The sequence below is a fragment of the Kitasatospora sp. NPDC059088 genome (assembly GCF_042738155.1).
In the GTDB taxonomy this organism is placed as follows: Bacteria; Actinomycetota; Actinomycetes; order Streptomycetales; family Streptomycetaceae; genus Kitasatospora.
In genome coordinates, this window is the sequence record NZ_JBHYGR010000014.1 from 72,683 (window position 1) to 98,175 (window position 25,493).

24 protein-coding genes and 1 pseudogene are annotated in these 25,493 nt (G+C 74.4%); 13 read left to right on the plus strand and 12 right to left on the minus strand.

Annotated elements, in window-relative coordinates:
- Positions 1-170: 170 nt before the first annotated feature.
- Complete coding sequence (locus ACFWXO_RS09320) at positions 171-398, plus strand: hypothetical protein (RefSeq protein ID WP_380400328.1); 228 nt, start codon at positions 171-173, stop codon at positions 396-398.
- Positions 399-443: 45 nt separating this feature from the next.
- On the opposite strand, the gene ACFWXO_RS09325 is transcribed toward ACFWXO_RS09320, so the two are convergent.
- Positions 444-854 carry a PPOX class F420-dependent oxidoreductase gene (locus ACFWXO_RS09325; protein WP_380522979.1) on the minus strand — a complete coding sequence of 137 codons (411 nt, stop codon included), beginning with the start codon at positions 852-854 and terminating at the stop codon, positions 444-446.
- Between the two features lie 143 nt (positions 855-997).
- Between ACFWXO_RS09325 and ACFWXO_RS09330 the strand changes: the two genes are divergently transcribed.
- Complete coding sequence (locus ACFWXO_RS09330) at positions 998-2,077, plus strand: alpha/beta hydrolase (protein WP_380522980.1); 1,080 nt, start codon at positions 998-1,000, stop codon at positions 2,075-2,077.
- A 70-nt stretch (positions 2,078-2,147) separates the two neighbouring features.
- Here ACFWXO_RS09330 and ACFWXO_RS09335 read toward each other — a convergent pair whose 3' ends face one another.
- Both ACFWXO_RS09335 and ACFWXO_RS09340 read right to left on the minus strand, forming a co-directional pair.
- Positions 2,148-2,726: a helix-turn-helix domain-containing protein gene (locus ACFWXO_RS09335; RefSeq protein ID WP_380522981.1), complete on the minus strand. Its 579-nt coding sequence runs from the start codon at positions 2,724-2,726 to the stop codon at positions 2,148-2,150.
- Positions 2,723-4,231 (minus strand): MFS transporter, encoded by a 1,509-nt coding sequence (locus ACFWXO_RS09340; RefSeq protein ID WP_380522982.1) that lies wholly within the window; start codon positions 4,229-4,231, stop codon positions 2,723-2,725. The genes ACFWXO_RS09335 and ACFWXO_RS09340 overlap by 4 nt, the downstream gene beginning before the upstream one ends.
- Positions 4,232-4,738: 507 nt before the next feature.
- On the opposite strand from ACFWXO_RS09340, the gene ACFWXO_RS09345 reads away from it, so the two are divergent.
- The 7 genes from ACFWXO_RS09345 (at position 4,739) to ACFWXO_RS09375 (ending at position 11,426) form a co-directional block, all read left to right on the plus strand.
- Positions 4,739-6,055: a molybdopterin-dependent oxidoreductase gene (locus ACFWXO_RS09345; RefSeq protein ID WP_380523006.1), complete on the plus strand. Its 1,317-nt coding sequence runs from the start codon at positions 4,739-4,741 to the stop codon at positions 6,053-6,055.
- Positions 6,052-6,552 carry a hypothetical protein gene (locus ACFWXO_RS09350; RefSeq protein ID WP_380522983.1) on the plus strand — a complete coding sequence of 167 codons (501 nt, stop codon included), beginning with the start codon at positions 6,052-6,054 and terminating at the stop codon, positions 6,550-6,552. The genes ACFWXO_RS09345 and ACFWXO_RS09350 overlap by 4 nt, the downstream gene beginning before the upstream one ends.
- A gap of 83 nt (positions 6,553-6,635) precedes the next feature.
- Positions 6,636-7,484 (plus strand): S-methyl-5'-thioadenosine phosphorylase, encoded by an 849-nt coding sequence (locus ACFWXO_RS09355; protein ID WP_380523007.1) that lies wholly within the window; start codon positions 6,636-6,638, stop codon positions 7,482-7,484.
- Positions 7,477-8,847 carry a glycosyltransferase 87 family protein gene (locus ACFWXO_RS09360; protein WP_380522984.1) on the plus strand — a complete coding sequence of 457 codons (1,371 nt, stop codon included), beginning with the start codon at positions 7,477-7,479 and terminating at the stop codon, positions 8,845-8,847. Before ACFWXO_RS09355 ends, ACFWXO_RS09360 begins: the two co-directional genes overlap by 8 nt.
- 53 nt (positions 8,848-8,900) lie before the next feature.
- Positions 8,901-9,614: a molybdopterin-dependent oxidoreductase gene (locus tag ACFWXO_RS09365; RefSeq protein WP_380522985.1), complete on the plus strand. Its 714-nt coding sequence runs from the start codon at positions 8,901-8,903 to the stop codon at positions 9,612-9,614.
- A complete protein-coding gene (locus ACFWXO_RS09370) occupies positions 9,598-10,239 on the plus strand; it encodes a cytochrome b/b6 domain-containing protein (RefSeq protein WP_380522986.1) in 642 nt (213 codons plus the stop codon). The genes ACFWXO_RS09365 and ACFWXO_RS09370 overlap by 17 nt, the downstream gene beginning before the upstream one ends.
- A gap of 107 nt (positions 10,240-10,346) precedes the next feature.
- Positions 10,347-11,426: a polyprenyl synthetase family protein gene (locus ACFWXO_RS09375; RefSeq protein ID WP_380522987.1), complete on the plus strand. Its 1,080-nt coding sequence runs from the start codon at positions 10,347-10,349 to the stop codon at positions 11,424-11,426.
- On the opposite strand, the gene ACFWXO_RS09380 is transcribed toward ACFWXO_RS09375, so the two are convergent.
- The 5 genes and pseudogenes from ACFWXO_RS09380 to ACFWXO_RS09400 form a co-directional block, all read right to left on the minus strand.
- On the minus strand, positions 11,410-13,149 hold the full coding sequence (locus ACFWXO_RS09380; RefSeq protein ID WP_380522988.1) for an FAD-dependent oxidoreductase: 1,740 nt from the start codon (positions 13,147-13,149) through the stop codon (positions 11,410-11,412). The genes ACFWXO_RS09375 and ACFWXO_RS09380 overlap by 17 nt on opposite strands.
- Positions 13,150-13,212: 63 nt before the next feature.
- Positions 13,213-14,397 carry a thioesterase domain-containing protein gene (locus ACFWXO_RS09385; RefSeq protein WP_380522989.1) on the minus strand — a complete coding sequence of 395 codons (1,185 nt, stop codon included), beginning with the start codon at positions 14,395-14,397 and terminating at the stop codon, positions 13,213-13,215.
- 134 nt (positions 14,398-14,531) lie between these two features.
- The gene (locus ACFWXO_RS09390; protein ID WP_380400304.1) at positions 14,532-15,185 is read right to left on the minus strand and encodes a methyltransferase domain-containing protein; all 654 of its coding nucleotides are present in this window, start codon (positions 15,183-15,185) and stop codon (positions 14,532-14,534) included.
- Positions 15,182-15,814, minus strand: coding sequence for a DUF2064 domain-containing protein (locus ACFWXO_RS09395; protein ID WP_380523008.1), 633 nt, complete (start codon positions 15,812-15,814; stop codon positions 15,182-15,184). The genes ACFWXO_RS09390 and ACFWXO_RS09395 overlap by 4 nt, the downstream gene beginning before the upstream one ends.
- A gap of 3 nt (positions 15,815-15,817) precedes the next feature.
- Positions 15,818-16,522 (minus strand): annotated as a pseudogene (locus tag ACFWXO_RS09400) (glycosyltransferase family 2 protein); the annotation flags it as partial.
- Positions 16,523-16,771: 249 nt separating this feature from the next.
- Between ACFWXO_RS09400 and ACFWXO_RS09405 the strand changes: the two are divergent.
- Both ACFWXO_RS09405 and ACFWXO_RS09410 read left to right on the plus strand, forming a co-directional pair.
- Entirely contained in the window at positions 16,772-17,590 is an 819-nt protein-coding gene (locus ACFWXO_RS09405; RefSeq protein ID WP_380523009.1) for a response regulator transcription factor, read from the plus strand.
- Entirely contained in the window at positions 17,587-18,735 is a 1,149-nt protein-coding gene (locus tag ACFWXO_RS09410) for a sensor histidine kinase (RefSeq protein ID WP_380522990.1), read from the plus strand. Before ACFWXO_RS09405 ends, ACFWXO_RS09410 begins: the two co-directional genes overlap by 4 nt.
- 32 nt (positions 18,736-18,767) lie before the next feature.
- Here the strand turns inward: ACFWXO_RS09410 and ACFWXO_RS09415 are convergent, their stop codons facing one another.
- The 3 genes from ACFWXO_RS09415 to ACFWXO_RS09425 all read right to left on the minus strand — a co-directional run bounded on the left by ACFWXO_RS09415 (position 18,768) and on the right by ACFWXO_RS09425 (position 21,752).
- Entirely contained in the window at positions 18,768-19,823 is a 1,056-nt protein-coding gene (locus ACFWXO_RS09415; RefSeq protein ID WP_380522991.1) for an NAD-dependent epimerase/dehydratase family protein, read from the minus strand.
- 449 nt (positions 19,824-20,272) lie between these two features.
- Positions 20,273-20,956 (minus strand): hypothetical protein, encoded by a 684-nt coding sequence (locus tag ACFWXO_RS09420; RefSeq protein WP_380522992.1) that lies wholly within the window; start codon positions 20,954-20,956, stop codon positions 20,273-20,275.
- A 223-nt stretch (positions 20,957-21,179) separates the two neighbouring features.
- Entirely contained in the window at positions 21,180-21,752 is a 573-nt protein-coding gene (locus ACFWXO_RS09425; protein ID WP_380522993.1) for a hypothetical protein, read from the minus strand.
- 1,029 nt (positions 21,753-22,781) lie between these two features.
- On the opposite strand from ACFWXO_RS09425, the gene ACFWXO_RS09430 reads away from it, so the two are divergent.
- Entirely contained in the window at positions 22,782-23,090 is a 309-nt protein-coding gene (locus ACFWXO_RS09430) for a hypothetical protein (RefSeq protein ID WP_380522994.1), read from the plus strand.
- Positions 23,091-24,419: 1,329 nt separating this feature from the next.
- Here the strand turns inward: ACFWXO_RS09430 and ACFWXO_RS09435 are convergent.
- Positions 24,420-24,938 (minus strand): GNAT family N-acetyltransferase, encoded by a 519-nt coding sequence (locus ACFWXO_RS09435; RefSeq protein WP_380522995.1) that lies wholly within the window; start codon positions 24,936-24,938, stop codon positions 24,420-24,422.
- Positions 24,939-24,989: 51 nt separating this feature from the next.
- On the opposite strand from ACFWXO_RS09435, the gene ACFWXO_RS09440 reads away from it, so the two are divergent.
- Positions 24,990-25,493 (plus strand): TetR/AcrR family transcriptional regulator (locus ACFWXO_RS09440; protein ID WP_380522996.1); only part of this gene is annotated, 504 nt, incomplete at its 3' end.

Below are 25,493 nucleotides of genomic sequence, written 5' to 3' on the forward strand. Positions count from 1 at the left end.
GCGCCTGCAAGATCAGCAGGCGCACACAAAGTTCATGGGAACCACTACTGCAACTAAGTCGACTGTAGCAGGCTGCTGCCCCCGATGGCGGTACTTTTCGGGACGACGTCGAAATCGTGACGTCGAAATGGGCCCGAACCCGTGCTGTCGCGGCGCATACTGAATGACAAATGACGAATTTTTCAGCAGGTCGCCGCCCCCTGCCCACCAGCCCCTTCAAGCCCCGGACCGAGGCGCCGCGCAAGCACTTCGCCGTCGGGGACCGGGTCACCCACGACGGGTTCGGCCTCGGCCGGGTCATCGCCGTCGAGGGTGACGGAGACATCGCGGTGCTCGTCGACTTCGGATCGCGCCAGGAGCGCATCACCCAGCCGTACACCGCGATGTTCCGGCTCTGACCCCGGCACTCCGCCCCCGACGACGGTGCCGCCGGGCCCGCCCGGTCACCCGACGTCGCGGGCGGCGCTGCCGAGCGCCTCCAGGTTCCAGGTGATGATCCGACGGGGGTGCACCCGGACGATGTCCTTGCTGAACCGGTCGGGCGCCACCGGTGGCACGTCCACGGCCAGTACCTCCGCCCGGCCCCTGATCTCGATGCCGCGCCCCCAGCCGGCGGTGACCGGGTGGTCGGCCGGAGCCATGTCGTCCACCAGCACGGACACCTCGGGACGCGCCTGGGCGTTGCGGTACTTCCGGCTGCGGGCCATCCCGGGCCCGCCGATGTCGATGGTGCCGTCCTCGTTGAGCCGGAAGCCCACCGGGCGGACCTGTGGGCTGCCGTCGGGGCCGAGGGTGGCCAGGCGGGCCAGCAGCTGGGTGGAGAGGTACGCGCGCTCCGTCGTGGTGAAGATCATGCGAATCACCGTAGGAGCTGGAGCGCCCTTGAGGTCAAGACCCCCGAAGGCCCGGGTCCGCCGGACCCCCGACCGCGGCCCGCTGCCGGCCCGGTCGTAGCCTGAGCGGCGCAAGCCCGCATCTCAACTTTCAGGGGGAAAGCATGCGTTGGCGCACCTTGGCGACCGCCGCCCTGCTCGCCGCGGTCACCGCGACGGGTCTGGGCGCGCCTGCCGCGAGCGCGGCCGGGCCGGGGGAGCCGGGAGGGCTCGTCCCCGCCGCCGACCGCGAGGTCACCTTCACCGCGGACGGCACCACGGCCTACGGCACCCTGCACGTCCCCGCCCACCGGGCCGGGCAGCGGCTGCCCGCCGCGCTGCTGCTGCCCGGCAGCGGCCCGACCGACCGCAACGGCGACGAGCCGCCCGCGCTCACCCCGGGCACCCTGGCCGCCGTCGCCGGCACCCTGGGCACGGACGGGGTGATGACCCTGCGCTTCGACAAGTACTTCACCGGTCGCACCGGCGCCGGCGCCTACCAGGGCGACCCCGGCCGGCTCGACCTGCCCGCCTTCACCCGCCAGGCGGCCGCGGCCTACACCACCCTGCGGGACCAGCCGGAGGCCGACCGGCGCGCGCTCATGGTGGTGGGCCACAGCGAAGGCGGGCTCCAGGCGCTGCTGGTCGCCCGTACGGTCCGGCCCGCGCCGGCCGGCCTGGCGCTGCTGGCCCCGCAGGACGAGCGGCTGCTGGACCTGCTGACCGCCCAGCTCGGTGACCAGCTCGACCAGGCGGTCGCGGCCGGACAGCTCACCGAGGAGGTGGCGCGAGCGAACAAGGCGGGGGTGGCCGCCGCCGTCGCCGACTTCCGGGCGGGCCGGCCCACCGACACCGGTGCCCTGCTGCCGCCGCTGGCCGGGCTGCTGAACGCGCTGTTCGGCCCGAACAACGCCCGGTTCGTCCGCAGCGACGACGCGGTCTACCCGCCGGACGCCGCCCGGGCGGTGCGCCCCGGAACCAGGGTGACCGTCACCTGCGGCACCGCCGACACCAACGTGCCCTGCGCGACCGTGCCGCCGCTGCTCGGCGCCCTGGGCCGGGCGCACACCACCGGCCCGGGCCTGCGCACCCTGGACGGCGTGGACCACTTCCTCCACCCGGCGGGCACTCCGGTGAACGACCACGCGCTGGCCCCGGCGGTGGAGGCCGCGCTGCACGAGTTCGCCCGCCCCTGGAGGCGCTGAGCCCGGTCCGGCCGCTCGGCGGCGCCGGCCGTTCCGAGCGGCCCCGCAGGGGGTCCCCGCGGGGGCGGGGTCAGCTCGGGCGGCTGGCGGCCAGCAGGTCGCGCAGGAGCGGCAGCAGCTCCTCCGGGTCGGCCGCCGCGAGTTCGCTGAACGCCCCGCTGGAGCGGGCCAGCACGATGCCGGCGAAGGCGGCCGCGGCGAGCTCGGCCCGCAGTTGCGGCCGGTCCACCCCCTCGGCGGTGAAGCGCTCGCGCAGCGGGTCCACCATCCGCCCGTACAGGTAGGCGCGGGAGGCCTGCTGCACCTCGGTGTTGTCGCCGGGCTGCACCGCGGCCTGGAAGGACGGGCCGGGGCCGCGCTGGGTGAGCCGCACCAGCAGGGTGCGCAGCCGTTCCTCCTCCAGCAGGTCGGCAGGGGGCTCGTTGCCGAGTTCGAGCTGGACGGTGGCCAGGTAGAGCTGGGTCTTGCCGCCGAAGTAGCGGGCGATCAACGCCGGGTCGACACCGGCCCGTTCGCCGATCTCCCGGGTGGTGGTGCGTTCGTAGCCGCGTTCGGCGAAGAGCTCCAGGGCCGCCTGGATCAGCAGTTCGCGGCTGCGGGCGGCGTCCCGGCGGCGCGGGGGCGCGGGCCCGTCGGACGGCGCGGTCACCGTTCGGTCCCCGCCCGCAGCACGGGTACCTCGCCCTCGCCGGCCACGGCGTCGGCGATGCTCTCTTCCACCATCAGCTCCTCGTCCACTCGCACCCCGTTCCGGGCGGCGGCCGCGGCACTGACCCGCGGCAGGATGATCGTAGTCAGACCGATCACCACCCAGACCGCGCAGCCGATCAGCGCGGCGTCCCGGTAGCCGCTGTCGGCGGGCAGCAGCTGCCCGGGCGCGGTGTGGGCCTGGAGCACGGCGCCGCACAGGGCGCTGCCGGTGGAGTACCCGATGGTGCGCAGCAGTTGGTTGAAGCTGACCGCGCTGCCGACCTCCTGGGCGGGCACGGCGGCGACGATCAGACCCGGCATCACGGCGAAGGTGCAGCCCACCCCGAGCCCGGCGATCCCCATCACCACCAGGTGCTCCCACAGGTGGTCGCGGGCGAAGAGGAAGGCCAGCATCGAGACGAGCGAGAGGGCGCAGCCGATCGGCAGGACGAGGGCGGAGGAGGTGCGCCGGGTGAGGACGGGCACCATCTTGCTGGACAGCAGGCTGACCGCGGAGAAGGGCAGCAGGACCAGCCCGGCCACCACGACGGAGGCGCCCAGGCCGTAGCCGGTGCCGGTCGGGGTCTGGACGTAGCGGATCACCAGGGAGATCAGCAGGTACATCCCGACGCCCGCGACCAGGCCGGCCACGTCGGCGCTCAGCACCACGGGGTTGCGCAGGCTGCGCAGGTCGACCAGCGGGTGGGCGGTGCGCAGCTCGTGCCGGACCCAGGCGGCGAGCAGCAGCACCGACAGCGCGGCCACCGTCCACAGCCGGCCGGAGGCCCAGCCCCAGCTCTCGCCCTCGCTGAGCACCAGCAGCAGTCCGACCAGGGCGAGGCTGAGCAGGACGGTGCCGGGCACGTCGAGCGGCCGTCGTTCGCGGTGCTTCGCCGCGGGCAGCACCAGGACGGCGAGCAGCAGGGCGAGGCCGCTGATCACGGCGCCGAACCAGAAGCCCGCGTGGATGCCGAAGGACTGGGCGATCAGCCCGGTGATCGGGTAGCCCAGGCCGACGCCCGCCACGGTGGTGATGGACAGCAGCGCGACCGCCGAGCGGGAGGTCGCGGCGGGCAGGGCGTCCCGGGCGGTGGCGATGGCCAGCGGGGTGAGGCCGACGCCTACGCCCTGGAGCGCGCGGCCGGCGATCAGCCACCAGAAACCCAGCGGCAGCGCGGCCAGCACGCTGCCGAGCACGACCACGGCGGCGGCCGCCAGGGTGACGGTACGGCGGTCCGGCCCGTCGCCGAGGCGGCCGAGCACCGGGGTGGCGATCGCGCCGACCAGCATGGTGATGGTCAGCGACCACTGGGCCTCGGCGAGCGAGACGTGGTCGACGGCGGCGATGGTCGGGATCATCGGGGCGCCGAGGCTGCTGATCACCGCCACCACGGCGCTGAGGAACACCAGGACGGGCACCAGGGCCCGCTCACGTCGCGTCGACAGGCCCGTCGGGGTCTCCATGGACGCGCCCTCCCTTGTCATAGATCGAGCGTTCGGACCGGGGGCGGTGCGCCGCCCCCGGGCACCCCGGGGCACGGCCGGCCGAGGGATGTCACCAGCCGATGTCATCAGTTGATGTCTTCATATGATGACATGCCCGGAAGGGGTGGCGGGAGAGGGGTCCGGGCCCGAGCAGCTGTGAACCGGGCCAGGGCCGTCCGGGTGATAGCCCGGTCGGTCCCGGGCGGCTTCACCGGGAGCGCTCCGTCCGGGTGGTTGGCTGTCCGGCGGGCTGCGGCCGACCGGTCGTCGTCGGCCGAACGGAGCGTCGGCGCACGCCCGTTCCCTTCCCGGTGGCAGGCGGCCGACGAGCGGCGCCCCGCTGACTCCCCGGGCGACTGGAGGTGGTCGGTGGACACGGCGCGCAACGGTGACGAACCGCCGGGGAAGCGGCCCCGACGGCCCGCCGCCGCGCTGGGCGCCCTCGCCCGGGCCGTCGGACGCGGCGGCGCCGCGGTCACCGCCCGGCTGTCCGGCGCGGCGGCGGCACTCGCCGGGCGGCTCGACCGCCTGCCCGCGCCGCCCGGACCGTTCCGGCCCCGGTTCTGGCGCAGCCCGATCCGCGGGCCGTGGCTGACCTCGGTGTTCGGGCTGGTGCTGCTGCTCGGGATCCCGGTGCTCTTCGTGACCGGAGCCCTCTCGTACGCCGCCTACAACCCCGACCTCGACCCGCTCAACGACCAGACGCCGGACAAGGGCGTGCTCGGCTTCTACCTGTTCGACTGGCCCACCAGCCCGTCCTGGCTGTACCGGCTCACCCAGGGCGTGCACGTGACCCTCGGCGTGGTCCTGGTGCCGGTCCTGCTGGCCAAGTTGTGGTCGGTGATCCCCAAGCTGTTCGAGTGGCCGCCGGTGCGCGGCGCGGCCCACGCGCTGGAGCGGCTGTCGCTGCTGATGCTGGTCGGCGGCGCCGTCTTCGAGTTCGCCACCGGCATCCTCAACATCCAGCTCCACTACGTCTTCCCGGGGTCCTTCTACACCCTGCACTTCTACGGCGCGTGGGTGTTCATCGCCGCGTTCACCGTCCACGTCGCGCTCCGGCTGGGCCGGATGGTCCGCGCCCTGCGGTCCCGCTCGCTGCTGGTCGAGCTGCGCACCGGCCGGACCGGCACCCGGCCCGAACCCCCGGACGCCGACGGGCTGGTGGCGCCCGAGCCCGCCCCGCCGACGATCGCCCGCCGAGGGGCGCTCGCGCTGGTCGGGTCCGGCTCCCTGGCGCTGCTGGTGGTGACCGCGGGGCAGAGCATCGGCGGCCGGCTGCGGGGCACCGCCCTGCTGGCGCCGCACAACCGGGACCGGGACTCGGGGCCGAACGGCTTCCAGGTCAACAAGACCGCGGCCGCCGTCGGCGTCACGGCCGCGCTGGTCGGGCCGGACTGGCGGCTGGAGCTCCACGGCAGCGGGCCCGTCCGGGTGTTCACCCGGGAGCAGCTGCTCGCCCTGCCGCAGCGCTCGGCCCGGCTGCCGATCGCCTGCGTGGAGGGCTGGTCCACCGAGGACCAGCAGTGGAGCGGACTGCCGCTCGCCGACCTCGCCGCCCTGGCCGGACTGCCCGACGCCGCGAACGTCCTGGTGGAGTCGGTCCAGCCGCCCGGCCCGTACACCTCCGTGGTGCTGCGGGGCAACCAGATCCGCGACCCCCGCTCGCTGCTCGCCCTGCGCGTCAACGGCGCCGAGCTCTCGCTCGACCACGGCTACCCCGCGCGGATCATCGTCCCGGCCAACCCCGGTGTGAACAACACCAAATGGGTCGGCCGCCTGACCTTCCGGACGGGGCGGGCATGACCGGGCCGAGGAGCCGCCGGGCGGCCTTCACCCGCTGGTACGGCGCCGGACCGCTGCACCTGCTGGCGCTGCTCGCCTCCCTCGCCCTGACCGGCTACGCCGTCGAGCGGCTGGTGACGGTCCGGCCGCTCGCGGTGGCGGTCTGGTTCGTCGGCGCCGCCGTCGCCCACGACCTGATCCTGCTCCCGCTGTACTCGCTCGCCGACCTCTCGGCCCGGTCCGTGCTGCGCCACCGCGCCGCGCCCGCGCCGACCGTCGGCCGGATCAACTTCCTGCGGGTCCCGGCGTTCCTCTCCGGTCTGCTGCTGCTCGTCTGGTTCCCGCTGATCCTCGACCTCTCCGCGCCCTACCCGGGCGCCACCGGGCTCTCGGAGGGCGTCTACCTCGGCCGCTGGCTCGCCGTCACCGCCGCTCTGTTCGGGGCCTCCGCCCTCGCCCTCGCCGTCACGCTGCGCCGCGCCCGGCGCCGGGGCGCCCGCGACGTTCGGGAACCGTAAGGACGTGCTTCGCCCGGTCCGCCCGGATCCGTTCCTACAGTGGTCGGGACCGGACCCCCGAGGAGAGGTTGACCAACGTGACGGTGCATCAGGAGAGTTCCCGGGCCGAGCTGGGCGTGATCGGCGGTTCGGGGCTGTACGCGCTGCTGGACGAAGTGGCGGAGGTGCGGGTGGAGACGCCGTACGGTCCGCCCAGCGACGCGGTGTTCGTGGGGGAGGTGGCCGGGCGCCGGGTGGCGTTCCTGCCCCGGCACGGGCGGGGCCACGGGGTGCCGCCGCATCGGATCAACTACCGGGCGAACCTGTGGGCGCTGCGCTCGCTGGGGGTGCGGCAGGTGCTGGGGCCGTGTGCGGTGGGCGGGTTGCGGGCGGAGTTCGGCCCGGGGGCGCTGGTGGTGCCGGACCAGTTCGTGGACCGGACCTCGGGGCGGGTGCAGACCTACTACGACGGGCTGCCGCTGCCGGACGGATCGGTGCCGGGGGTGGTGCACGTGTCGATGGCCGATCCGTACTGTCCGGCGGGGCGGGCCGCGGTGCTGGGGGCGGCGCGTTCGGTGGCCTGGGAGCCGGTGGACGGCGGGACGCTGGTGGTGATCGAGGGGCCGCGGTTCTCCACCCGGGCGGAGTCGCGCTGGTTCGCGGCCAACGGCTGGTCGGTGGTCGGGATGACCGGGCACCCCGAGGCCGTACTGGCCCGTGAACTCGGGCTCTGCTACAGCTCGTTGGCGCTGGTCACCGACCACGACGCGGGAGTGGGGAACGGCGAGGGCGTCACCCACGCGGAGGTGCTGGAGGTCTTCGCCGGGAACGTCGACCGGCTGCGCACCGTCCTGTTCAAGGCCCTGGAGGCCCTGCCCGCCGACCGGGAATGCCCCTGCCCGCACGCCCTGGACGGTCTGACCACCGGCCTGCCCGGTGTTCCCGGTGACTGACCGCCCGGTGCTCACCCGGACCCTGCCCTGCGCCGCCGCCCTCGCCGCCCTGGTCGCCGCCCTCGCGGGGACCGTGACCGGCGGCGGCACGCTCGCCGACCGGGCGCCGCTGTACGACTGGTACGCCCTGGACGCCGCCCTCTTCGCCCTCGCCCTGCTCCTGCTGCGGCGGGTGGAGGAGCGCCGGGTGGCACCGATCGTGCTGGCCGGGAGCGTCCTGGTCGCCGCCGTCGGGCTGCTCGCGCCGCCGCGCACCAGCGACGACGCCTACCGCTACGTGTGGGACGGGCGGGTCCAGGCCGCCGGGACCTCCCCGTACGCCCACGCCCCGGACGACCCGGCGCTGCTCCGGCTGCGCGACCCCGGCCTGTTCCCGGTCGGCGGCGGCTGCACGGCCTGGGACGAGCACCGCACCGCGGCCGGGGACTGCACCCGGATCAACCGGCCCGCCGTGCACACCATCTACCCGCCGGTCGCCGAGGCCTGGTTCCTCGCCGAGCACCCCTTCGGCGGCGGGGTGCGCGGCGTTCAGGTCGGCGGCGCCCTGCTGGCGGTCGCCACCACCGCCCTGCTGGCCCGGCGCGGCCGGCGGGCCGCGCTCTGGGGCTGGTGCCCGGGCGTGACGGTGTGGGCCGTCAACGACGCCCACGTCGACACCCTCGGCGCGCTGCTCATGGTGGCCGGGCTCGGCTGCGCGGCCCGCCACCGGGCCGGGCCCGCCGGCGCCCTGCTCGGAGCGGCGGTGGCGACCAAACTGCTGCCCGCGCTCGCCCTGCCCGGGGCGTTCTCGGGCCTGCTCGCCCGGCGGCCCGCCAAGCGCGACCTCGTCCTGACCGCCGCGGCCCTCGGCACCTTCGCCGCGGTCTACCTCCCGTACGTCGCGGCCTCCGGCCTCGGCGTCCTGGGCTACCTGCCCGGCTACCTCCGGGAGGAGGGCTACGAGCAGGGCCACCTGGAGCGCTTCGGCCTGGTGCGGGCGCTGCTGCCGGACCGCTGGGCGCCGTGGGCGGCCGCCCTGGTGCTGGCCGCGGTGGTGCTGTGGGTGCTGCGCCGGGGCGACCCGGCCCGCCCCTGGCGCGGCGCGCTGCTGGTCACCGGGACGGCCCTGCTGCTGGTCGCGCCCAGCTACCCCTGGTACGGGCTGCTGGTGGTGGCCCTGGTCGGGCTGGACGGGCGGTGGGAGTGGCTGGCCGTCCCGGCCGCCGGGCAGGTGCTCTACCTGGTGGGCGGCGAGGACGCCCAACGCACCGCCTACGGCGCCGCGCTGGCCTGCGTGCTGGCCGTCCCGGCGCTGCGCGCCCTGGCCGGGGCCCTGTCGCTCCGGCTGGTGCGCGGGGGCGGGCCGGAGATGACGAAAGTCTGACGGGACGCCCCCGCCACTGGCCCCGGACCGCCCCGACCTGGTCGAATCGTCGGGTGGACAGTACAGACGAAGAGGGCCGGGGCACCCCGGTCGGGCGCCGGGTGGTGCTCGGGCTGCTCGGCCTCGGCGCGCTCGGCGTGGCCGCCGGGCCGTTCCTCCAGCGGGTGGAGTCCGGGCTGGCGGAACGCGACCCGAGCGGCCTGTCCGGGCTGCTGCCCGGCAACAACGGCTTCCGCTACTACTCGGTGGTGACCTCCGTCCCCGAGCGGACCGCCGCCGACTACACCCTCACCGTGGGCGGCCTGGTCGAGCGCCCCGCCACCCACCGGCTCGCCGACCTCCAGGCCATGCCGCAGCGGCGGCTGGTCAAAGACGTCCAGTGCGTCACCGGCTGGCGGGTGCCGGACACCCCGTTCGAAGGGGTGCCGCTGGCCCACCTGCTGGACGCCGCCGGGGTCCGGCCGGGCGCGAAGGCGGTGCGCTTCGACTGCTTCGACGGCGCGTACAGCGAGAGCCTCACCCTCGAACAGGCCCGGCGCGACGACGTGCTGGTCGCGCTGCGCCTGGAGGACAAGCCGATCAGCCACGACCACGGCGGGCCGGTGCGGCTCTACGTCGCGCCGATGTACTTCTACAAGTCCGCGAAATGGCTCTCCGGGATCACCGTCACGGACTCCGTCCAGCCGGGGTACTGGGAGGGCAACGGATACGACGTCGACGCCTGGGTCGGCCGGTCGAACGGGCGGGACGATGCACCGACGAGCTGAACTGGTCCTGCGCTTCACCCGGGCCGAGCGCTGGGTGCACCGCACCACCGCCGCGCTGATGGGCGTCTGCCTGGCCACGGCCGCCTGCCTCTACCTCGGGCCGCTGGCCGTCCTGGTCGGCAACCGGCCGTTGGTGGTCACCGTGCACGTCTGGTGCGGCCTGGCCCTGCCGGTGCCGCTGCTGCTCGGGCTCGCCTCCCGGGCGCTGCGCGCCGACTTCTCCCGGCTGAGCCGCTTCACCCCGGCGGACCGCCAGTGGCTGCGCGCCGCCCGGGCCCGGGCCGGGAGGCGCCCGGCCGGCAAGTTCAACGCCGGGCAGAAGCTGTACGCCCAGTGGACGCTCGGCTCGATGCTGGTGATCCTCGGCACCGGCCTGCTGATGTGGCTCACCCACCTCGCCCCGCCGGCCTGGCGCACCGGCGCGACCTTCGTGCACGACTGGCTGGCCGCCGCCATCGCCGTGGTGATCGCCGGGCACGTCCGGATGGCCTGGCGGGACCGCGAGTCACGCCTCGGGATGCGCACCGGCCTGGTCGAGCGCGCCTGGGCCGAGCGCGAACACCCGCAGTGGCGGCCCACCCGCCCGGAGCCGGTGCGGACGGCTGCCGGGGAACGGCAGGAGTAGCCGTCCCACCGCCGTCCCGGTAGGTGCCCCGGGGATCCCGTAGGCTCGCCCGGATGCCGTGGCGCCGGGGGTGGCGGGCGGCCCGGTCGGGTGGGGGGAGCAGGCAGGTGTGGTCGGACGGTGCGCGGGCCGAGTCGGTCCTGGCGGGCGCGGCTGCCGCCTGTGACGCGCAGTTGCGGTACTGGGCCGGGCAGTTGACGGGAACGGTCGGACAGGTGGCGGCCCACCAGTTCGGCTGGTCCGGCGCCGGTGCCGGACCCGGCGCCGCGGAACCGCGGCAGGGGGGCAAGAAGGTGCGGGCGGCCCTGGCCCTGAGCTGCGCCCGGGCGGTGGGCGGGGATCCGCAGCGGGCGGTTCCCGCCGCCGTGGTGGTGGAGCTGGTGCACAACCTGTCGCTGCTCTACGACGACGTGCTGGACGGCGACGCGGTCCGTCGCCACCGGGCGGCCGCGTGGGAGGTGTTCGGGCCCGCCGCCGCGACCCGGTCGGCCGACGCGCTGCTGCTGCTGGCCTTCGAGGTGCTCGGCGGCCCCGGTGCCGAGGCGGTCGGCGGTGCGCAGGCCGGTGGCGAGGCGGTGGCGGAGGCGGCGTCGAAGGCCTTGCTGGACACCCTCATCCAGCTCGCGGTGGGTGAGGGACTGGACGTGCTGTTCGAGGCGGAGCCGCGCATCGGACTGTCCGAGTGCCTGGAGATGGTGTCGGGCAAGACGGCCTCGTTGATCTCCTGCGCGTGTCGGCTCGGCGCCCTCCACGGCGGCGGGGGACCGGAACAGGTCGAGCTGCTGGCCGCGTTCGGACACGACCTGGGCATGGCGTTCCAGCTGGTGGACGACCTGCTGGGGATCTGGGGCGACGAGGCACGCACCGGCAAGCCGGTCTTCGCGGACCTGCGGGCGCGCAAGCTCTCGGTGCCGGTGGTGGCCGCGATGGCCTCGGGCACCGCGGCGGGCGAGGAGCTGGCCCGCCGCTACACCGCCCCGGGCGGTCCCGACCGGTCCGGGGAGGCGGAGCTGGCCGGCCTGGTGGAGGAGGCGGGCGGCCGCCGGTGGACGGAGGAGCGCGCGGCCGGGTACGCGGACGCGGCCCGGGACCGCCTGCGGAGCCTCGCGGAGCGCTCCGGTGCGGTGCCCGAGGCCGTCGAGGACCTCGACGCGTTGTGCGGACTGATCGTCAACCGGTCCCACTGAGGCGGGCGTCCGGCCCGTCGGGGGCGTCGGGGGCGTCGGGGGCCGTGGGGGCGGACCAGGGCGGCGGGGTGTCGAGGATGTGCCGGCGGCCCTGCCGGAAGAGCGCGGCGTCCACCTCCTTCAGGCGGCGCAGCTCCGGCGGCTCGTACAGGGCGTGCACCTCGGCCGGTTCGACGTCGTGCCCGGCGGCCTCCAGCAGCGCGTTCGCCGCCGAGCGGCCGCTCTGGTTCGCACCCTCCATGGTGGCCAGGTTCACCGGGCAGCGGACGAAGTCCCCGGCCATGAACAGGTTCACCGCGGCCGTCCGCGCCTGCGGGCGCAGCGCCCAGGAACCGGTGGTGTTGATCAGCAGGGCCTCGTCGTTGGTGGCGGGCCCGGGGCCGTCGAGGTTCTTGACGGCCGGGTCCAGGTACCAGGAGTGGAGCAGGCCGTCGTGGAGGGTCCGCCGACGGCCGTCGTTCAGGGCGTCGGCGAGCTGGGCCCAGACCTCGGCGGCGACCTCGGCCCGGGTGCACTCACGGGCCGGTTTGCCGTGGAGGATGCCGGGGGTGTCCCAGGAGGAGATGTCCACCGACAAGCAGTCGGCCACCGTCCCGTCGCCGTAGGTCGCGGCGAAGTCGGTGTCCCAGAACTGCGCCTGGCTGATGGAGGTCAGGGCCCACGGGGAGTCCTGGTAGATGACGTGCCCGCGGGTGATCGGGGTGGGTTCGGTGAGGTAGAACTGCAGGCCGACCATCCAGTCGGTGCGCAGGTCCGCCGTCCGTTTCAGCTCCGGGTCGGCCTCGGCCAGGCCGCGTGCCAGCAGCGCCCCGATGCGGTCGACCGGGAGCGCGCACACGTACCAGTCGGCGTCCGCCTCCCGGCGCCGGCCGCCCGGGCCGCGCAGCGTCGCGCCCGCCACGGCGCGGCCCCGTACCGTCAGGCCCTCCACCCGCCAGCCGAGTTCCAGCCGCACCCCCAGCCGCTCCAGGTGCCGGACCCACGGGTCGATCCAGGCGGTGCTGGTCGGGCCGTTCAGGACCCGGTCGGCGGCCTGGGCCCCGCCCCGGCCGAGGAAGCCGTAGCCGAAGGCCTCCAGGAACCCGCCGACGGTGTGGGCGCTGCACTCCTCCGCCCTCGCCGCCACCACCGTGCGGGTCGCCCCCACGACGCACACCTTCCGGTACTCCTCGGAGGCGCCGTCGGCGGCGGTGAAGTCCCACCAGGACGTCTGCTCCCACTGCCCCAGCCGCCGCTGCGCGCTGCTGGTCATGTAGACCAGCATCCGGTTGGCGAAGTAGAGCAGTTCCTCGTTCAGTTCGCCCTCGGCGCCCAGTTTCATGCCCCGGGCCCGCAGGATCTGCAGCGGGGTCCGCGGGCCGGCGGACAGGGAGACGTCGGCGACCGTCTCCCCGACCCGTCCCGACCGGGCGGACAGCATCTCCGGAGCCTCCCGGAGGTTGCCCTCGACGCCCGAGGGCGAGCCCTGGAGCGGGATCCGCCGCATCGTGTCCGGCAGACTCCGGTAGAAGCCGGGGAAGAACCGGAACCCGTGTTCGCTGGGCAGGTCGAGCCGGCCGCCGCGGCCCGTCCCGGGGACCGAGGCGCTCCGCGCCTTCCCACCCCACCCGGAGGGCTCCACCACGGTGACCTCGAAGCCGCGCTCCGCCAGCTCCATGGCCGCCGTCAGGCCCGCCACCCCGCCGCCCAGCACCATGACCGTCCGGCCCGAACGCCCTGCCACCCCGCACCCCGTCCCGGCCCTACGGCCGCTCACCCGATCCGACTTGGTCCGCCCCTGCGGTGCTCACCGGTGGCCCGGGCGCCGCCCCGGTCGGGGCAGGGGCAGCAGCAGCCCCCAGACGTCGCGTTCGGCCGTGGCGGACCAGACCATGTCGCCGTGGCCGTAGTCCGGGACCACCCGGTAGTCGACCTCGGCCCCGCCCCGGTCGATCAGGCGGGCGCCGAGGTCGTGGTCGCCGCGGCCGAACTCGGCGTTCAGCCAGACCACTTCGGCCCGGATCGCGGCCCAGTCGAGCAGCTCGGGTTCGGCCCGGCCGGACCAGAGCGCCGCCAGGTCGCGCAGCAGCGCGGTCGGCTGGAGGCCGCTGCCGAGCCGGGCGACCGCCTGCTGCCAGACCGGGAGCGGGGAGTGGGCCAGGGCGAAGCGGTCCTCGGCGGGGGCCGCGCCGAAGGTGTAGCCGCCGGTGCTGTGGCCGCGGTGGTGGATCCAGTTGGTCGGGCCGGGCAGGTCCCGGGTGCGGGTGAGCGCGTAGTGCAGCAGCCCGAGGTTGCTGAACGGTGCCGCGCCGTCCACCGGCCGGGGCAGCCCGCTCGGGGCGTCCGGGGCGGTGCTCGCACGGGCGAACAGGCCCTTGAGTCCGGGGTCGACGGTCCACTCGCCCGCCGTCAGCCGCTGTTCGAGCAGCTCGTGCAACTCCTCGGCGCGGGCCAGCAGTTCCGGCTCCCGCTCCCGGTCGTACGGGCCGGTGGTGTCGAGCACCAGCACCCGCCGCGGGCCCTCGCCGCCGAGCCGGGCGGCGGCGGTCAGGGCGAGCGCGGCCCCGGCCGAGTGGCCGAGCAGCTCGTACGGCAGGCCGGTGACGGAGCAGGCGGCGGTGACGACCCGTTCGAGGTCGGCCAGCTGCCCGTCCAGGCCCCAGTCGGCGCACCGGGGGCCGATCCGCTCGGGGGTGAGCGCGTCCTCGCGCGGGGTGGTGCCGAGCACCAGGCAGCCGTGGTCGGCGAGGAAGCGGGCGAGGCTGCGGCCCTGGGCGGTGCAGTAGTTGGCGGCGACGTTGAGACCGCCGCCCGGCAGCAGGTGGGCCACCCGGTCCGCGGTGCGCGGGTCGCCGAGGACGTCGACGGTGAACCGGTCCCCGGACGGTCCGACCGGGACGGTGAGCCGGTGGTGGTCGCGGTCGATCCGTACCACCGCCGGGTCGTCGCACCCGAGTGCCGCCGCCAACTCCCCGACGATGTCGCTGCCCACCGCTGCCCCCTCCTGTGCCCGGCCGCCCGGGACGCCGGACGGTGCGCACCAGTGTGACGCATGGTCCGGACGGGCTCGCAGGTCGGTCGGTCGGCCGGTCGGTCGGTCGGTCGCCCGGGGGCTCCGGGGGCGGCTCAGCCCTTGCGCAGGGCGAGGAAGCGGCGGCCGTGCGAGGTCCAGCGCTCCGCCTCCGCCAGGCCCGCGGCGCGGGAACGCCGCAGGGCGGCGGCCGTGCCGAGCCGGGCCCAGGGGAAGGCCGGGCCGAGCCGCCCGTCCGGTCCCTCCACCCGGACGACGGCCCGCTCGTCCACCTCCTCCGGTTCCACCTCCACCAGCAACAGCCCGTCCGGGGCGAGGAGTTCGGCGCTCCGGCGGAGCAGTGCGTCCGGGTCGCCGCCGATGCCCAGATTGCCGTCGGCGAGCAGGGCGGCGCCCCAGCGGCCCTCGGCGGGCAGCCGGTCGAACACCGAGCGGCAGAGCGCGGCGCCGCCGAGGCCCACCGTGCGGGCCACCGCCGCCCTGGTCACGTCCACGCCGAGCGCGGGCACCCCGAGGGCGAGCAGCTCCGCGACCAGGCGGCCGGGGCCGCAGCCGAGGTCCAGGACGGGCGCTGCGAGCCGGGCGCAGCGCCGCAGCAGGCTGTGGTCGGCGCCGGCCGCCGGGGCGCACCAGCGCTCGATGTCCAGGTGCAGCCGCCGGCCGTCCTCGCGGCGCAGCCAGAGCGGGCCGAAGCCGGTGCGGACGGCCTCGGCGAAGGGGTCGTCCACCCAGGGCGCGGCGAGGCTCAACCCGCCACCTCCGGAACGGGGTCGAGGGCGCGCAGCCGGGCGGCGAAGCGGCTGTGCGGGGCCTGGTCGGCGACCAGCCGGGCGTCCTCGACGGTGTCCACGTCGGTCAGCCCGGGCAGCCGGTGGACGGTCAGTCCCGCCTGCGCCAGGCGGTGCAGCAGGGCGGCGCCGGTGCCGGGGGTGGACATCGGCACGCCGTGCAGCAGCCGGGCCGCCAGCCGCTCGGTCGGCCGGGCCAGGCCCAGGGCCCAGAACCCGCCGTCGGCCGCCGGGCCGTACCAGGCGTCCAGGCCCGGCCGCCGGGCGGCGGACAGCGGCTCGGCCAGTGCGGCCGGGTCCAGCTGCGGGGTGTCCATGCCGACCAGCAGGGCCGGGGCGTCCGGGGCCAGCCGGGCGGCGTGGGCGAAGGCGGCGGCCAGCCGGCGGTCCAGGCCGCCGGCGCACTGGGGGACGACCTCCCAGCCCGGCGGCAGCCAGCCGCCCGGCTCGCCGTCCAGGACCAGCAGCCGCCGCCCGGCGGGCATCGCGGACAGGGCGTGCAGGGTGTCGGTCAGGGCGGCCTCGGCGAGCGCCGCGGCCTGCGCGGGAGTGCACGGTGGGGTGAGCCGGGTCTTCACCCGGCCGGGCATCGGCGCCTTGGCGATCACCAGCAGGGTCGGCGGCGGCGCCGCCAGCACCGCACGCATGTCGCGGACGGCCTGCCGGGTGCCGCGCAGGGTGCCGGTCACTTTGGAGCGGCCCGCGCGCGGCAGGTAGTCGACCGGGGTCTCGGCGATCCGCAGCCCGGCGGCCGAGGCCGCGAGCACCATCTCCAGCGGGTAGCCGGAACGCCGGTCGCCGAGCCCGAGGGCCAGCAGCCGTTCGCGCCGGGCGGCCCGCATCGGGCCGAGGTCGTGCAGCGGGGCGCCGGTGCGGGCCCGCAGCCGCCGGGCCAGCACGGCGTTGGCGAGCCGGGCGTGCACCGGCCAGGCGCCGGCGGTGGCGGGTCGGCGGCGCCCGAGGACCAGGTCGGCCGTGCCGGCCAGCACCGGTCCGGTCACTCGAGGGAGTTGGGCGGGGTCGAGCGAGCCGTCGCAGTCCAGGAAGCAGACCAGCTCGGCGGTGGCGGCGAGCAGCCCGGCGTGGCAGGCGGCGCCGAAGCCGCGCCGGGGCTCCTCGACCACGGTCGCGCCGAGCGAGCGGGCCAGTTCGGCGGAGCCGTCGCGCGAACCGTTGTCCACCACGACGGCCCGCCAGCCGGTCGGGATGCGTCCGAGCACCCAGGGCAGGGCGGCGGCCTCGTCCAGACAGGGCAGTACGACGTCGACGACCGGGGCGAGGGGGAGGGGAGGAGTCACGCCGGTCACGCTAGCCGCGCCGGGCGGTGGCGGAGCCGAGCCGCGCCCTTACGGAAGTACGACGTCGGGGCGGTGCGCCCCGTTCGGGGGACGGCCGGGGACGGCCGGGGAGCCGCCCGGCCGCGCGGCGGATCTTACGGAACTCGGACGTGCCGTCCGGGTGGCCGCCGTCGGCCGCCGTCGGCTCGTATCCTCGGCGAGGTGAACGAGAGCCCCACCGCCGCCGCACCGGCGCCCGCCGCCGGGCCGATGCCTGCCGCCACCGCATCGGCGCCTGCCGCCACCGCTCCGGTGACCCGGCCCGGCCGCATCCTGGTGGTCGACGACGACCCCACGGTGGCCGAGGTCGTCGCCGGCTATCTGACCCGCGCGGGCCACCACGTCGACCGCGCCGCCGACGGCCCCCGGGGCCTCGCCCTGGCCCGTACCGCCCCCCGCCCGGACCTGGTGGTCCTGGACCTCATGCTGCCGGGCATCGACGGCCTGGAGATCCTGCGCCGGCTGCGCACCGACCCGGACGGCGCCGAGCTGCCGGTCGTGCTGCTCACCGCCAAGGGCGACGAGACGGACCGGATCCTCGGGCTCGAACTCGGCGCGGACGACTACGTCACCAAGCCGTTCAGCCCGCGCGAACTCGTCCTGCGGGTCCAGTCGGTGCTGCGCCGCTCCCGGGCGGGCTCGGCGGGCTCGGCGGGCACGGCGGACGCGGCGGAAGGGCCGGGCGGTGGGCGGCTGGTCTCGGGCGACATCGCGCTAGACCCGCAGGCCCGCCGGGCGTACCGGGGCGGACGTGAACTGGCGCTGACCCTACGGGAGTTCGACCTGCTGGCGTTCCTGCTCCGGCACCCGCACACGGTGTTCTCCCGGCAGGAGCTGATGGAGCGGGTGTGGGGCTGGGACTTCGGCGACCTCTCGACGGTGACCGTCCACGTGCGCCGGGTGCGCGAGAAGATCGAGGACGACCCGGCCGCGCCGAGGCTGGTCGCCACGGTCTGGGGCGTCGGCTACCGCTACGACCCGGCACCGGCCGAGGGCGCGGGGACCGGCCGGAAGGGCGGCCCGGCGTGAAGGACCTGCTGCTGATCGCGCTGTTCGCCGCACTCGGCGCGGGCGGGGCGGGCCTGCTCGGCTGGGCGGCCGTCCGGCTGCTGCGCCGCCGCTCGCTCGCGCTGTCGCTGTTCTGCGTCGCCGCCGTGACGGTGCTGGCGGTCACCTCCGGGACCTTCGCGGTGGCCCAGGCGATGTTCCTGTCCCGGCACGACCTCGGAGTGGTGATCACGGTGCTGGCGATGGCCGCGGTGGTCTCGCTGGCCACCGCCGCGCTGCTCGGGCGCCAGGTGGTGGCCGGGAGCCGGGCGCTGACCGCGGCCGCCCGGACGGTCGGCAGCGAGGGCGGGTTCGCCGCGCCCGAGCGCCCACTCGGTCTGGAACTGGCGCAGCTCGGAGCCGAGTTGGCCGCCACCAGTGCCCGGCTGGCTGAGTCCAGGGCGCGTTCGCAGGCCCTGGACACCTCCCGGCGGGAGCTGATCGCCTGGATCTCGCACGACCTGCGCACCCCGCTGGCGGGCCTGCGCGCCATGGCGGAGGCCCTGGAGGACGGCGTCGCCGAGCGCCCCGAGGAGTACCTGCGGCGGATGCGGACCGAGGTCGAACGGCTCACCGGGATGGTCGACGACCTCTTCGAGCTCTCCCGGATCCAGGCGGGCGCGCTGGCCCTGTCGGTGTCCCGGGTGTCCGTGTACGACCTCGTCGACGAGGCGCTCGCCGGGGCCCACCCGCTGGCCCGGCAGCGCGGGGTCCGGCTGGAGGGCGGTCCGGTCGCGGCCGAGCCCGTCGAGGTGGACTCCGGGGAGATCACCCGGGTGCTGGGCAACCTGCTGGTCAACGCGATCCGCTCGACCCCCGAGGACGGCGTGGTCGCGGTCTCCGCCCGCCGGGAGGCGGACGAGGTGGTGCTCGCCGTCACCGACGGCTGCGGCGGCATCCCGGAGCCGGACCTGCCCCGGGTGTTCGAGACGGGCTGGCGCGGCAGCGCCGCCCGCACCCCGCCGCCGGCCGGCCCGGGCGGCGCCCGGGAGCGGGGCGAGGGCGGCGCCGGACTCGGGCTGGCCATCGTCCGGGGCATCGTGGAGGCCCACGCCGGACAGGCCCGGGTCCGCAACGTCGCCGGGGGCTGCTGCTTCGAGATCGTCCTGCCGGCCGCCCGGGGCTGAGCACCTCCGGGGGCCGAGCCGACCGGGTCCGCTCAGGCCCGCTGCGCCGCCGCCGCGAACTCCACCATCCCGTCGGCGAAGCCCACCCGGGCCCGCCAGCCCAGCTCCGCGCGCAGCCGCGCGGAGTCCGCGGTGATGTGCCGGACGTCCCCGAGCCGGTACTGCCCGGTCACCACCGGCGCCGGCCCGCCGTGGGCGGCGGCCAGGGCCCCGGCCATCTCGCCGACCGTCCGGACCTCGCCACTGCCCGTGTTGTACGCCCGCACGCTGCCCGGGGCCCGGTCGCCGACCGCCGTGAGCGCGGCCAGGTTGGCCGCCGCGACGTCCCGGACGTGGACGAAGTCCCGGCGCTGCCCGCCGTCCTCGAACACCCGCGGCGCCTCGCCCCGGGCCAGCGCCGAGCGGAACAGCGAGGCCACTCCCGCGTACGGGGTGTCGCGCGGCATCCCCGGCCCGTACACGTTGTGGTAGCGCAGCGTCAGGAGCCGGCCCCCGCAGGCGCGGGCCCAGGCGCCGGACAGGTGTTCCTGGGCGAGTTTGGTGGCGGCGTACACGTTGCGCGGGTCGGCCGGGGCGTCCTCGGCGACCAGGCCGGGGCGCAGCCCGGCGCCGCACTCGGGGCAGGGCGGCTCGAAGCGTCCGGCGTCCAGCTCGCCGGGGTGCCGGGGGCCGGGGGCGACCTCCCCGTGCTCGGGGCAGCGGTAGCGGCCCTCGCCGTAGACCACCATCGACCCGCCGAGGACGAGGCTGCGCACCCCCGCCCGGGCCATGGCGGCGAGCAGGACGGCGGTGCCCAGGTCGTTGCAGCCCGCGTAGGCGGGCGCGTCGTCGAGGTCCAGGCCGAGCCCGACCATGGCGGCCTGGTGGCAGACCGCGTCCACCCCGGCCAGCGCGGCCTCGACGGCCTCCGCGTCCCGGACGTCCGCGTGCCGGAAGTCGACGCCGTCCGGCAGCGCGGGGACCGCCCCGGTGGGGTGGACGGCGGGCAGCAGCGCGTCCAGGACGCGGACTTCGTGGCCCGCCGCCGCGAGGGCCCGTACGACGGCCGAACCGATGAACCCGGCGCCGCCGGTGACCAGAATCCTCATGACCGGGGACGCTACCGCCCGCGGCCCCGGCGAACGGCCGATCCGGCGTCCGTGTCACGCTTCGGTAAGGAACCGCGCGGAGACGCCCCGGTCGACCGTGAGGTAGCGCTGGGTAGAGATGACATGTACGCTGCGTGTCGCCGGATGAACAGTCGACGGGCCCGGCCGTTGCTCCGTGGGGGGAGTCACGCCCAGGCCCGGTCGCCGGTCGGGGCTCGGTCGCGCTCGTGGGGGAGTTGCGGCCGGGCCCGTATCCGGTTGTCAGTACTCTTCCCGCCGGCCCGCCCCACCAGACCTGACAACCGTCCAGCGGGCACCCGGTTCCAGGCGCATCCGTCCAGAACGGCCGCCCGGCGGTGCGGAGTTGAACCGTCCCCCGCACGCGGGCCGTTCAGCCGCGGGCGGCGGCGATCCGCTGCCGGAGCGCGCCGCGGCCTCCCGCGTTGCTGTCAGCCCGCCTTCCAGGCGAGGGGCTTGCCGTCCTTGTCGATCCACAGCAGGTTCGTCAGCGGCTTGTCGCTCGGCGCCAGGTAGATCGCGCACTCGTGCTCGCTCTGCCCCTTGACGAAGTCCTTGCCGCCCTTCGGGACGTCGCTCTCGCACTTCGGGAAGCTGCTGAGCAGGTCGACCTTGCGGGCCTGGGCGGTGTCGCTCACCATCACCCGCAGCTGCCGGTTGAAGTAGAGCTCGAAGATCCCGTTGCCGCCGGTGTGGGTGTAGGTGACGTTCACGTAGTACGGCGTCTTCCCGGTCATGTCCTCCGGCTTGAGGAACTTGGCCAGGTCACCGATGTCACCCTTGACCACGCTCGTCGGGGCGATGCTGAGCGAGATGTCGCCCTTGTCACCGTCGTGGTAGGTGCCCTGGGCCTTCGCCCCGACCGCCGGGGCCCCCGCGAAGCGACCGCCCGCGACGGCGCTCTGGCTCGGGCTCGAACCCGGCTGAGCGGGGTCGGAGGCCGCGGAGGTGACGGACGGCGCGGCCGTGCCGGCCGTCCCTCCCGCCGAGGCGGCCGACGACGGCCCGGCGACGGGGGCGTCCGCGCCGCTCTGGTCCGGCCCGCAGGCACTCAGCAGAAGGGCGAGCGCCGCGGTCGCGGGCACGGCCGAGCGCAGCAGGAGGTCGGTACGCATGAAAGGGACTCCGTGGCAGGGGTTGGTGGGAGGACGAGGACTCGGCCGCCCGCAGTGACCCGTGGAACCTCGGAGCCACCGCCGGACGCAGGCCCATGCTCCGGCAGCCGCAGCCCTCCCCGCCTGAGTACGCGTACTCAGACGCGGCCGGCGCTGCTACTCGATCACGCCAGTACAGGTGGACGGCCGCCCGGTCACCCCTCGACGACGCATCTGCGCACGGTCAGGTGCTGCCGGGGCTGTACCGCGCGCTCGGGGGCGTCGTGGTCCACCTCAGCTCCGGTACGCCTCTCACAGCGGGGGACACCGAACAGACGATCAGCACGTCGCCAGTGAGTGCCATGACAGACGTGTGGCCCTTGTAGTCCAGCGCTCGACCGGCCAGGCGTTCGCCCTGGACAACGAGCTCGGTATCCGTTGCAGGCGTGGCCGTGACGTCCCGTAGAACCCTCTCCATGAGCTGCGGCATGCGCAGTCCGGTGTGTTCGCCCGCCGCCCACAGAGCCTGAGCAATGAATCTGGCGGCGGACGCCTCGTGATGCATCCGCGGCGGTGGCGCGTCCTTCCCGGGAACGGGTCGGATGGTTTCCACCGCGGCGACGGGGAGGGAAGACCTGGTATAGGCGATCTCGACCATTGTCGGAGTCCCATCGGTGGCTCCCCTGTCGATATTCCACATCCAGGAGTCGTCAATCCATGCGAGATCGGCGACCGGCCTACCGAGGCTTTCGAGGACTTCCTTCGGGAACGGCCTTTCGCCGTCGTCATCGTGGGAATCTCCGCCTGTGAAGAACAAGGTTGAACCCTTCGAAGTTCGTAGGGGCGGTGCGGCACCTGTCGAGGTATCGCACCGCCCCTACCTCGTTTGCAGACCTGCTCCTCGCCGGGCGAGGCGCCCTTCTTGACCGGGTACTCGGAGCCTCTGGTGGCCTTCTCGTTGTACCCGGTGAAGCTCATCCCGACCTTCATCGCGTGCGAGGCGGGCTTGCTGTCCTGGCTGGCAGCCTTGGGCAGGGCCGGAGAATGCCACCACAACGGCGCCGCAGGCCACTGGGGTACACGGAGAGAAGCTATCTCGAACATCCTCCGCACGCCACCTATTAATCCCCGTGCGATTCGGAATGGGAGAATCCTGATCCGAATCGATGGTGAATCATTGCTGGTTGCCTGAAACGCAGTCAGGACGAACTAGTTCCACTTCCCGGGGGGGCGCGAATGTGGCGGAAGTCAATCTTCGGGGGTCCTGGGGCCGCCGACTCGGCGGCGGCAGCGCACTTGCCCCCCGATCCGGTCGTCGTCGCGCTGACGACCACCAATGCGATTCAGCTGGCCCACCGTCCGGCGCGACGTTCTCGACATACCGCGCTGCCACCCGCAGTCGGACGTCCGCACAGGTGGTGCTCAAACTCGAGCACTCACCGGGCCCCGAAGACCGCTGCTGCGAAGGCTTCGTCTGCCGGAGCGCCAATGACCTCACTGCGGACGAGTCCTTGCAGCCGTCGACGTACGTTTGGGGGGCGGGGCTCCGTACTTCCTCGGAGCTGCGCCATTTCCGGGAGCAATGGATGCGAGAATGTGGCGCGCTCGGTCCAGTAGAGCATTGGTGGAACGCGGATGAGAATCACGGACCGCTATGGTGTGCCGACGCTTGGGAAGTATCGCGGGCAGGATTCCTTGCGGGGTCACCATGATGTGATTGTGAAGGACGACCGTGTGTACGATGCCTGGACAGGACCGGGTGGTGGACCGATGGATGTGTATAGAAGCCAATTCGAGTATGGTGACGACCTAGTCTTCACTCCCCTCCACTAGAAAGAGGCTGGTCGTGGACTTCTCTACCCTCCTCCAGAACGTGCAGCGCAGGCCCGGAGCTTATGGCCTGGATGGCTCGTATCGAGAATTCGTCGCCTTCATCAATGGATGCGATGCAATGCAGGACTGGGGACTGCTTAAGGGATTTGGCGAGTGGCTTGCCGAGAGGCTTGGGCATGGTGCGAATCTCGTTTGGTGGGAGCTGGTTCGCCAGATCTTTGTATCGGATCATGGAAGCGTGACAGGTGAGTCAGATGATGAGGCTCTGTGCAGTCGGATGTTCGTTCTGATGGGTGAGTTTCTAGCCCACGAAACTGCGTAACCCTGCGTGAAGAGGCGCTACCGGAATCCATTCCCGGTAGGGCCTCTTCACGCTTTGACGGCAGTAGTTGACCGCAACGTCAGTGGACAGGTGCTGCACAGAGCGGCGGACCGTCGCCGTCGTCGGGGTCGCGGTCGAGTGCCTCGGGTTGTGGAAGCGGATCTGGTGCAGGTGCGCTCGGCGGAGGAGGGCGTTGAAGTGTCGAGTGAGGGTGGCAGGCTCGATGGGGCGGGAGGGTGATGCGATGTTCGGAGCTGGCTGTTTGCTTTATGCAGCCGAAAGGATGACATGAATCAAGAAGAATATCGGGCAAGGAGGGAAGGGATAGCTCGAACCCTTCAGGAGCGATGGAGTCGTGATGGATCGGTGATTGGGGTCCTGCATCTCCTGATCTCGGAGATCGGCCCGAGAGGCGACATGGGAGCCGTGGCGTTTGCCGTGGTCGGGTGCATGCATGACGCGTTTGATATGTCGTTGATGGAAGCCCGCCGACTCTCGAGATGGCATGCCATCGGAGGGGATCTCTCGGACACAGAGATCGAGCAGCGATTCGCGACCCTGGTTCCTCGCGGGCCTGACTCCTAGTACATTGATCCATTCCTCAGGACTGTTCCTGCGGGACCACGGAAAGCTCTGCACTCCCGTGGTCGCTTCCGTGGCGGAGGATCACCAGCCCGCGCCAGCGGGATAGGAGGAGGCCACTTCCCGAGCGCAGGACACTCCTGAGTGTTCGCCGGCGCTGAGCGAGAGCCCCACTGACGTGAAGTCGGTGGGGCTCTCGTGCCCTTCCGGGGGCAACGCTGATGCTGCCTGAGGGCTCTGCCGATGGGTCGATGGCGTGGCCCGGTGCGTCGGAGGTTGCGGCTCTGGAGCTGCCTGCGGTGGAGAAGCCCGCTCGCCAGGACGGACGCTCCGGCCCCGAGCATGCGGCCGGTTCGTGGCCTGGCGAAGCTGCGATCAAACCTGGTGATCGCTTGTCGCGCGTGAGTATGTGAGCAGGTGTCCCACCGTAGGCGGCCGAATCAGGTCGCGGGGGCGTGTCGCGGCGGATGCCACACCATCCGGTCAACGGTCCCAATCAGTCATATTCGTAAAGCGGTTGCTGGTCGAAACGGGCAGCCGTCCAGGGGGCACCGACAAGCACCGGGCGCGGCAGCGGGACTACGTCCACCTGGCCGGGTCGGTGGGGTCCGTGCGGCCGTCGGTCGGCGCGCTCCGGGACCGGCTCGCCGGGGACCCTGGCTGGACGGTGCACGAGATCGCCGCCGAGGGGAGCTGCCCTGGCCGGTCGGCCGGTGGTGTGAGCGGTGGAGCCGCGTCCGCGGGTAGTCAGAGGTGCAGTTCCATCCGTTGTTCCACGGTGTCCAGACCGAACTTGTGGGCCGGCCGGGAGAGGGTCAGTTCGAACCCGGCGGTCGCGTAGAGGTGGTGGGCGGCGTCGAGGCCGGTGATCGTCCAGAGCAGCACGCCCTCGTAGTCGCGCTGGCGGGCCTCGGTCAGGGCGAGGTCGAGCAGACGGCGGCCCAGGCCGCGGCCGCGGGCCGCCGGGTCGAGGACCACCCAGCGCAGCTGGCCCCAGCCGGGGCGCTCCTCGGCGCGGACCAGGCCGACGGCTCCGACGACCCGGCCGTCCAGTTCGGCGACCCACAGGCGGCCGGGTGCTGCGGAGCCCTCGACGGCGCTGGCCAGCACCAACTCGGCCATGCCGGCGGCGACGTAGGCCTCCATGGTGGCGTCCATGCCGTACTCGCGGGTGTACAGGACGCCGTGCAGGGCCGCGACGGCGCCCAGGTCCCCGGGCCGGTCGGCCTCGCGGACGGTCACGGTTCCGGGTGCGGTGGTGGCCATGGCTCCATCCCCTTCCACTGAAACACTCGTTTCAGTGGAACGATAGACCACGTGTCCACCCCAGCCCCCGCACCCAGCCACCCCGCGCCGCGCCGCCCGTCGGTGCGCCGCGAGGACCTGCTCGCCGCGACCGTCCGGTACGTCGCCGAGCACAACGTGTCCGACCTCTCGCTGCGCCCGCTCGCGGCCGGGATCGGCACCAGCCCGCGTGTGCTGCTCTACCTCTTCGGCTCGAAGGAGGAACTGGTGCGGGCCGTGCTGGCGGTCGGCCGGGCCGAGCAACTGGCGCTGCTGGAACGCTCGGAGGAGGAGGGTGGCAGCGCCCGGGAGACCCTCGAACGGCTCTGGGCCTGGCTGGCGGACCCCGGACGCCGGGGCGCGCTGCGGCTGTTCTTCGAGGGGTACGTCCGGGCCTTCGGGCAGGTCGAACCCTGGCGGGACTTCGGCACCGCCTCGCTGGCGGAATGGCTCCCCCCGCGGGGGGGGGGGGGGGGGCGGCCGCCCGCGCCCCCCCCCCGGGGGGGGCGGCGGGGGCGGCGGGGGGGGCGGGGGCCG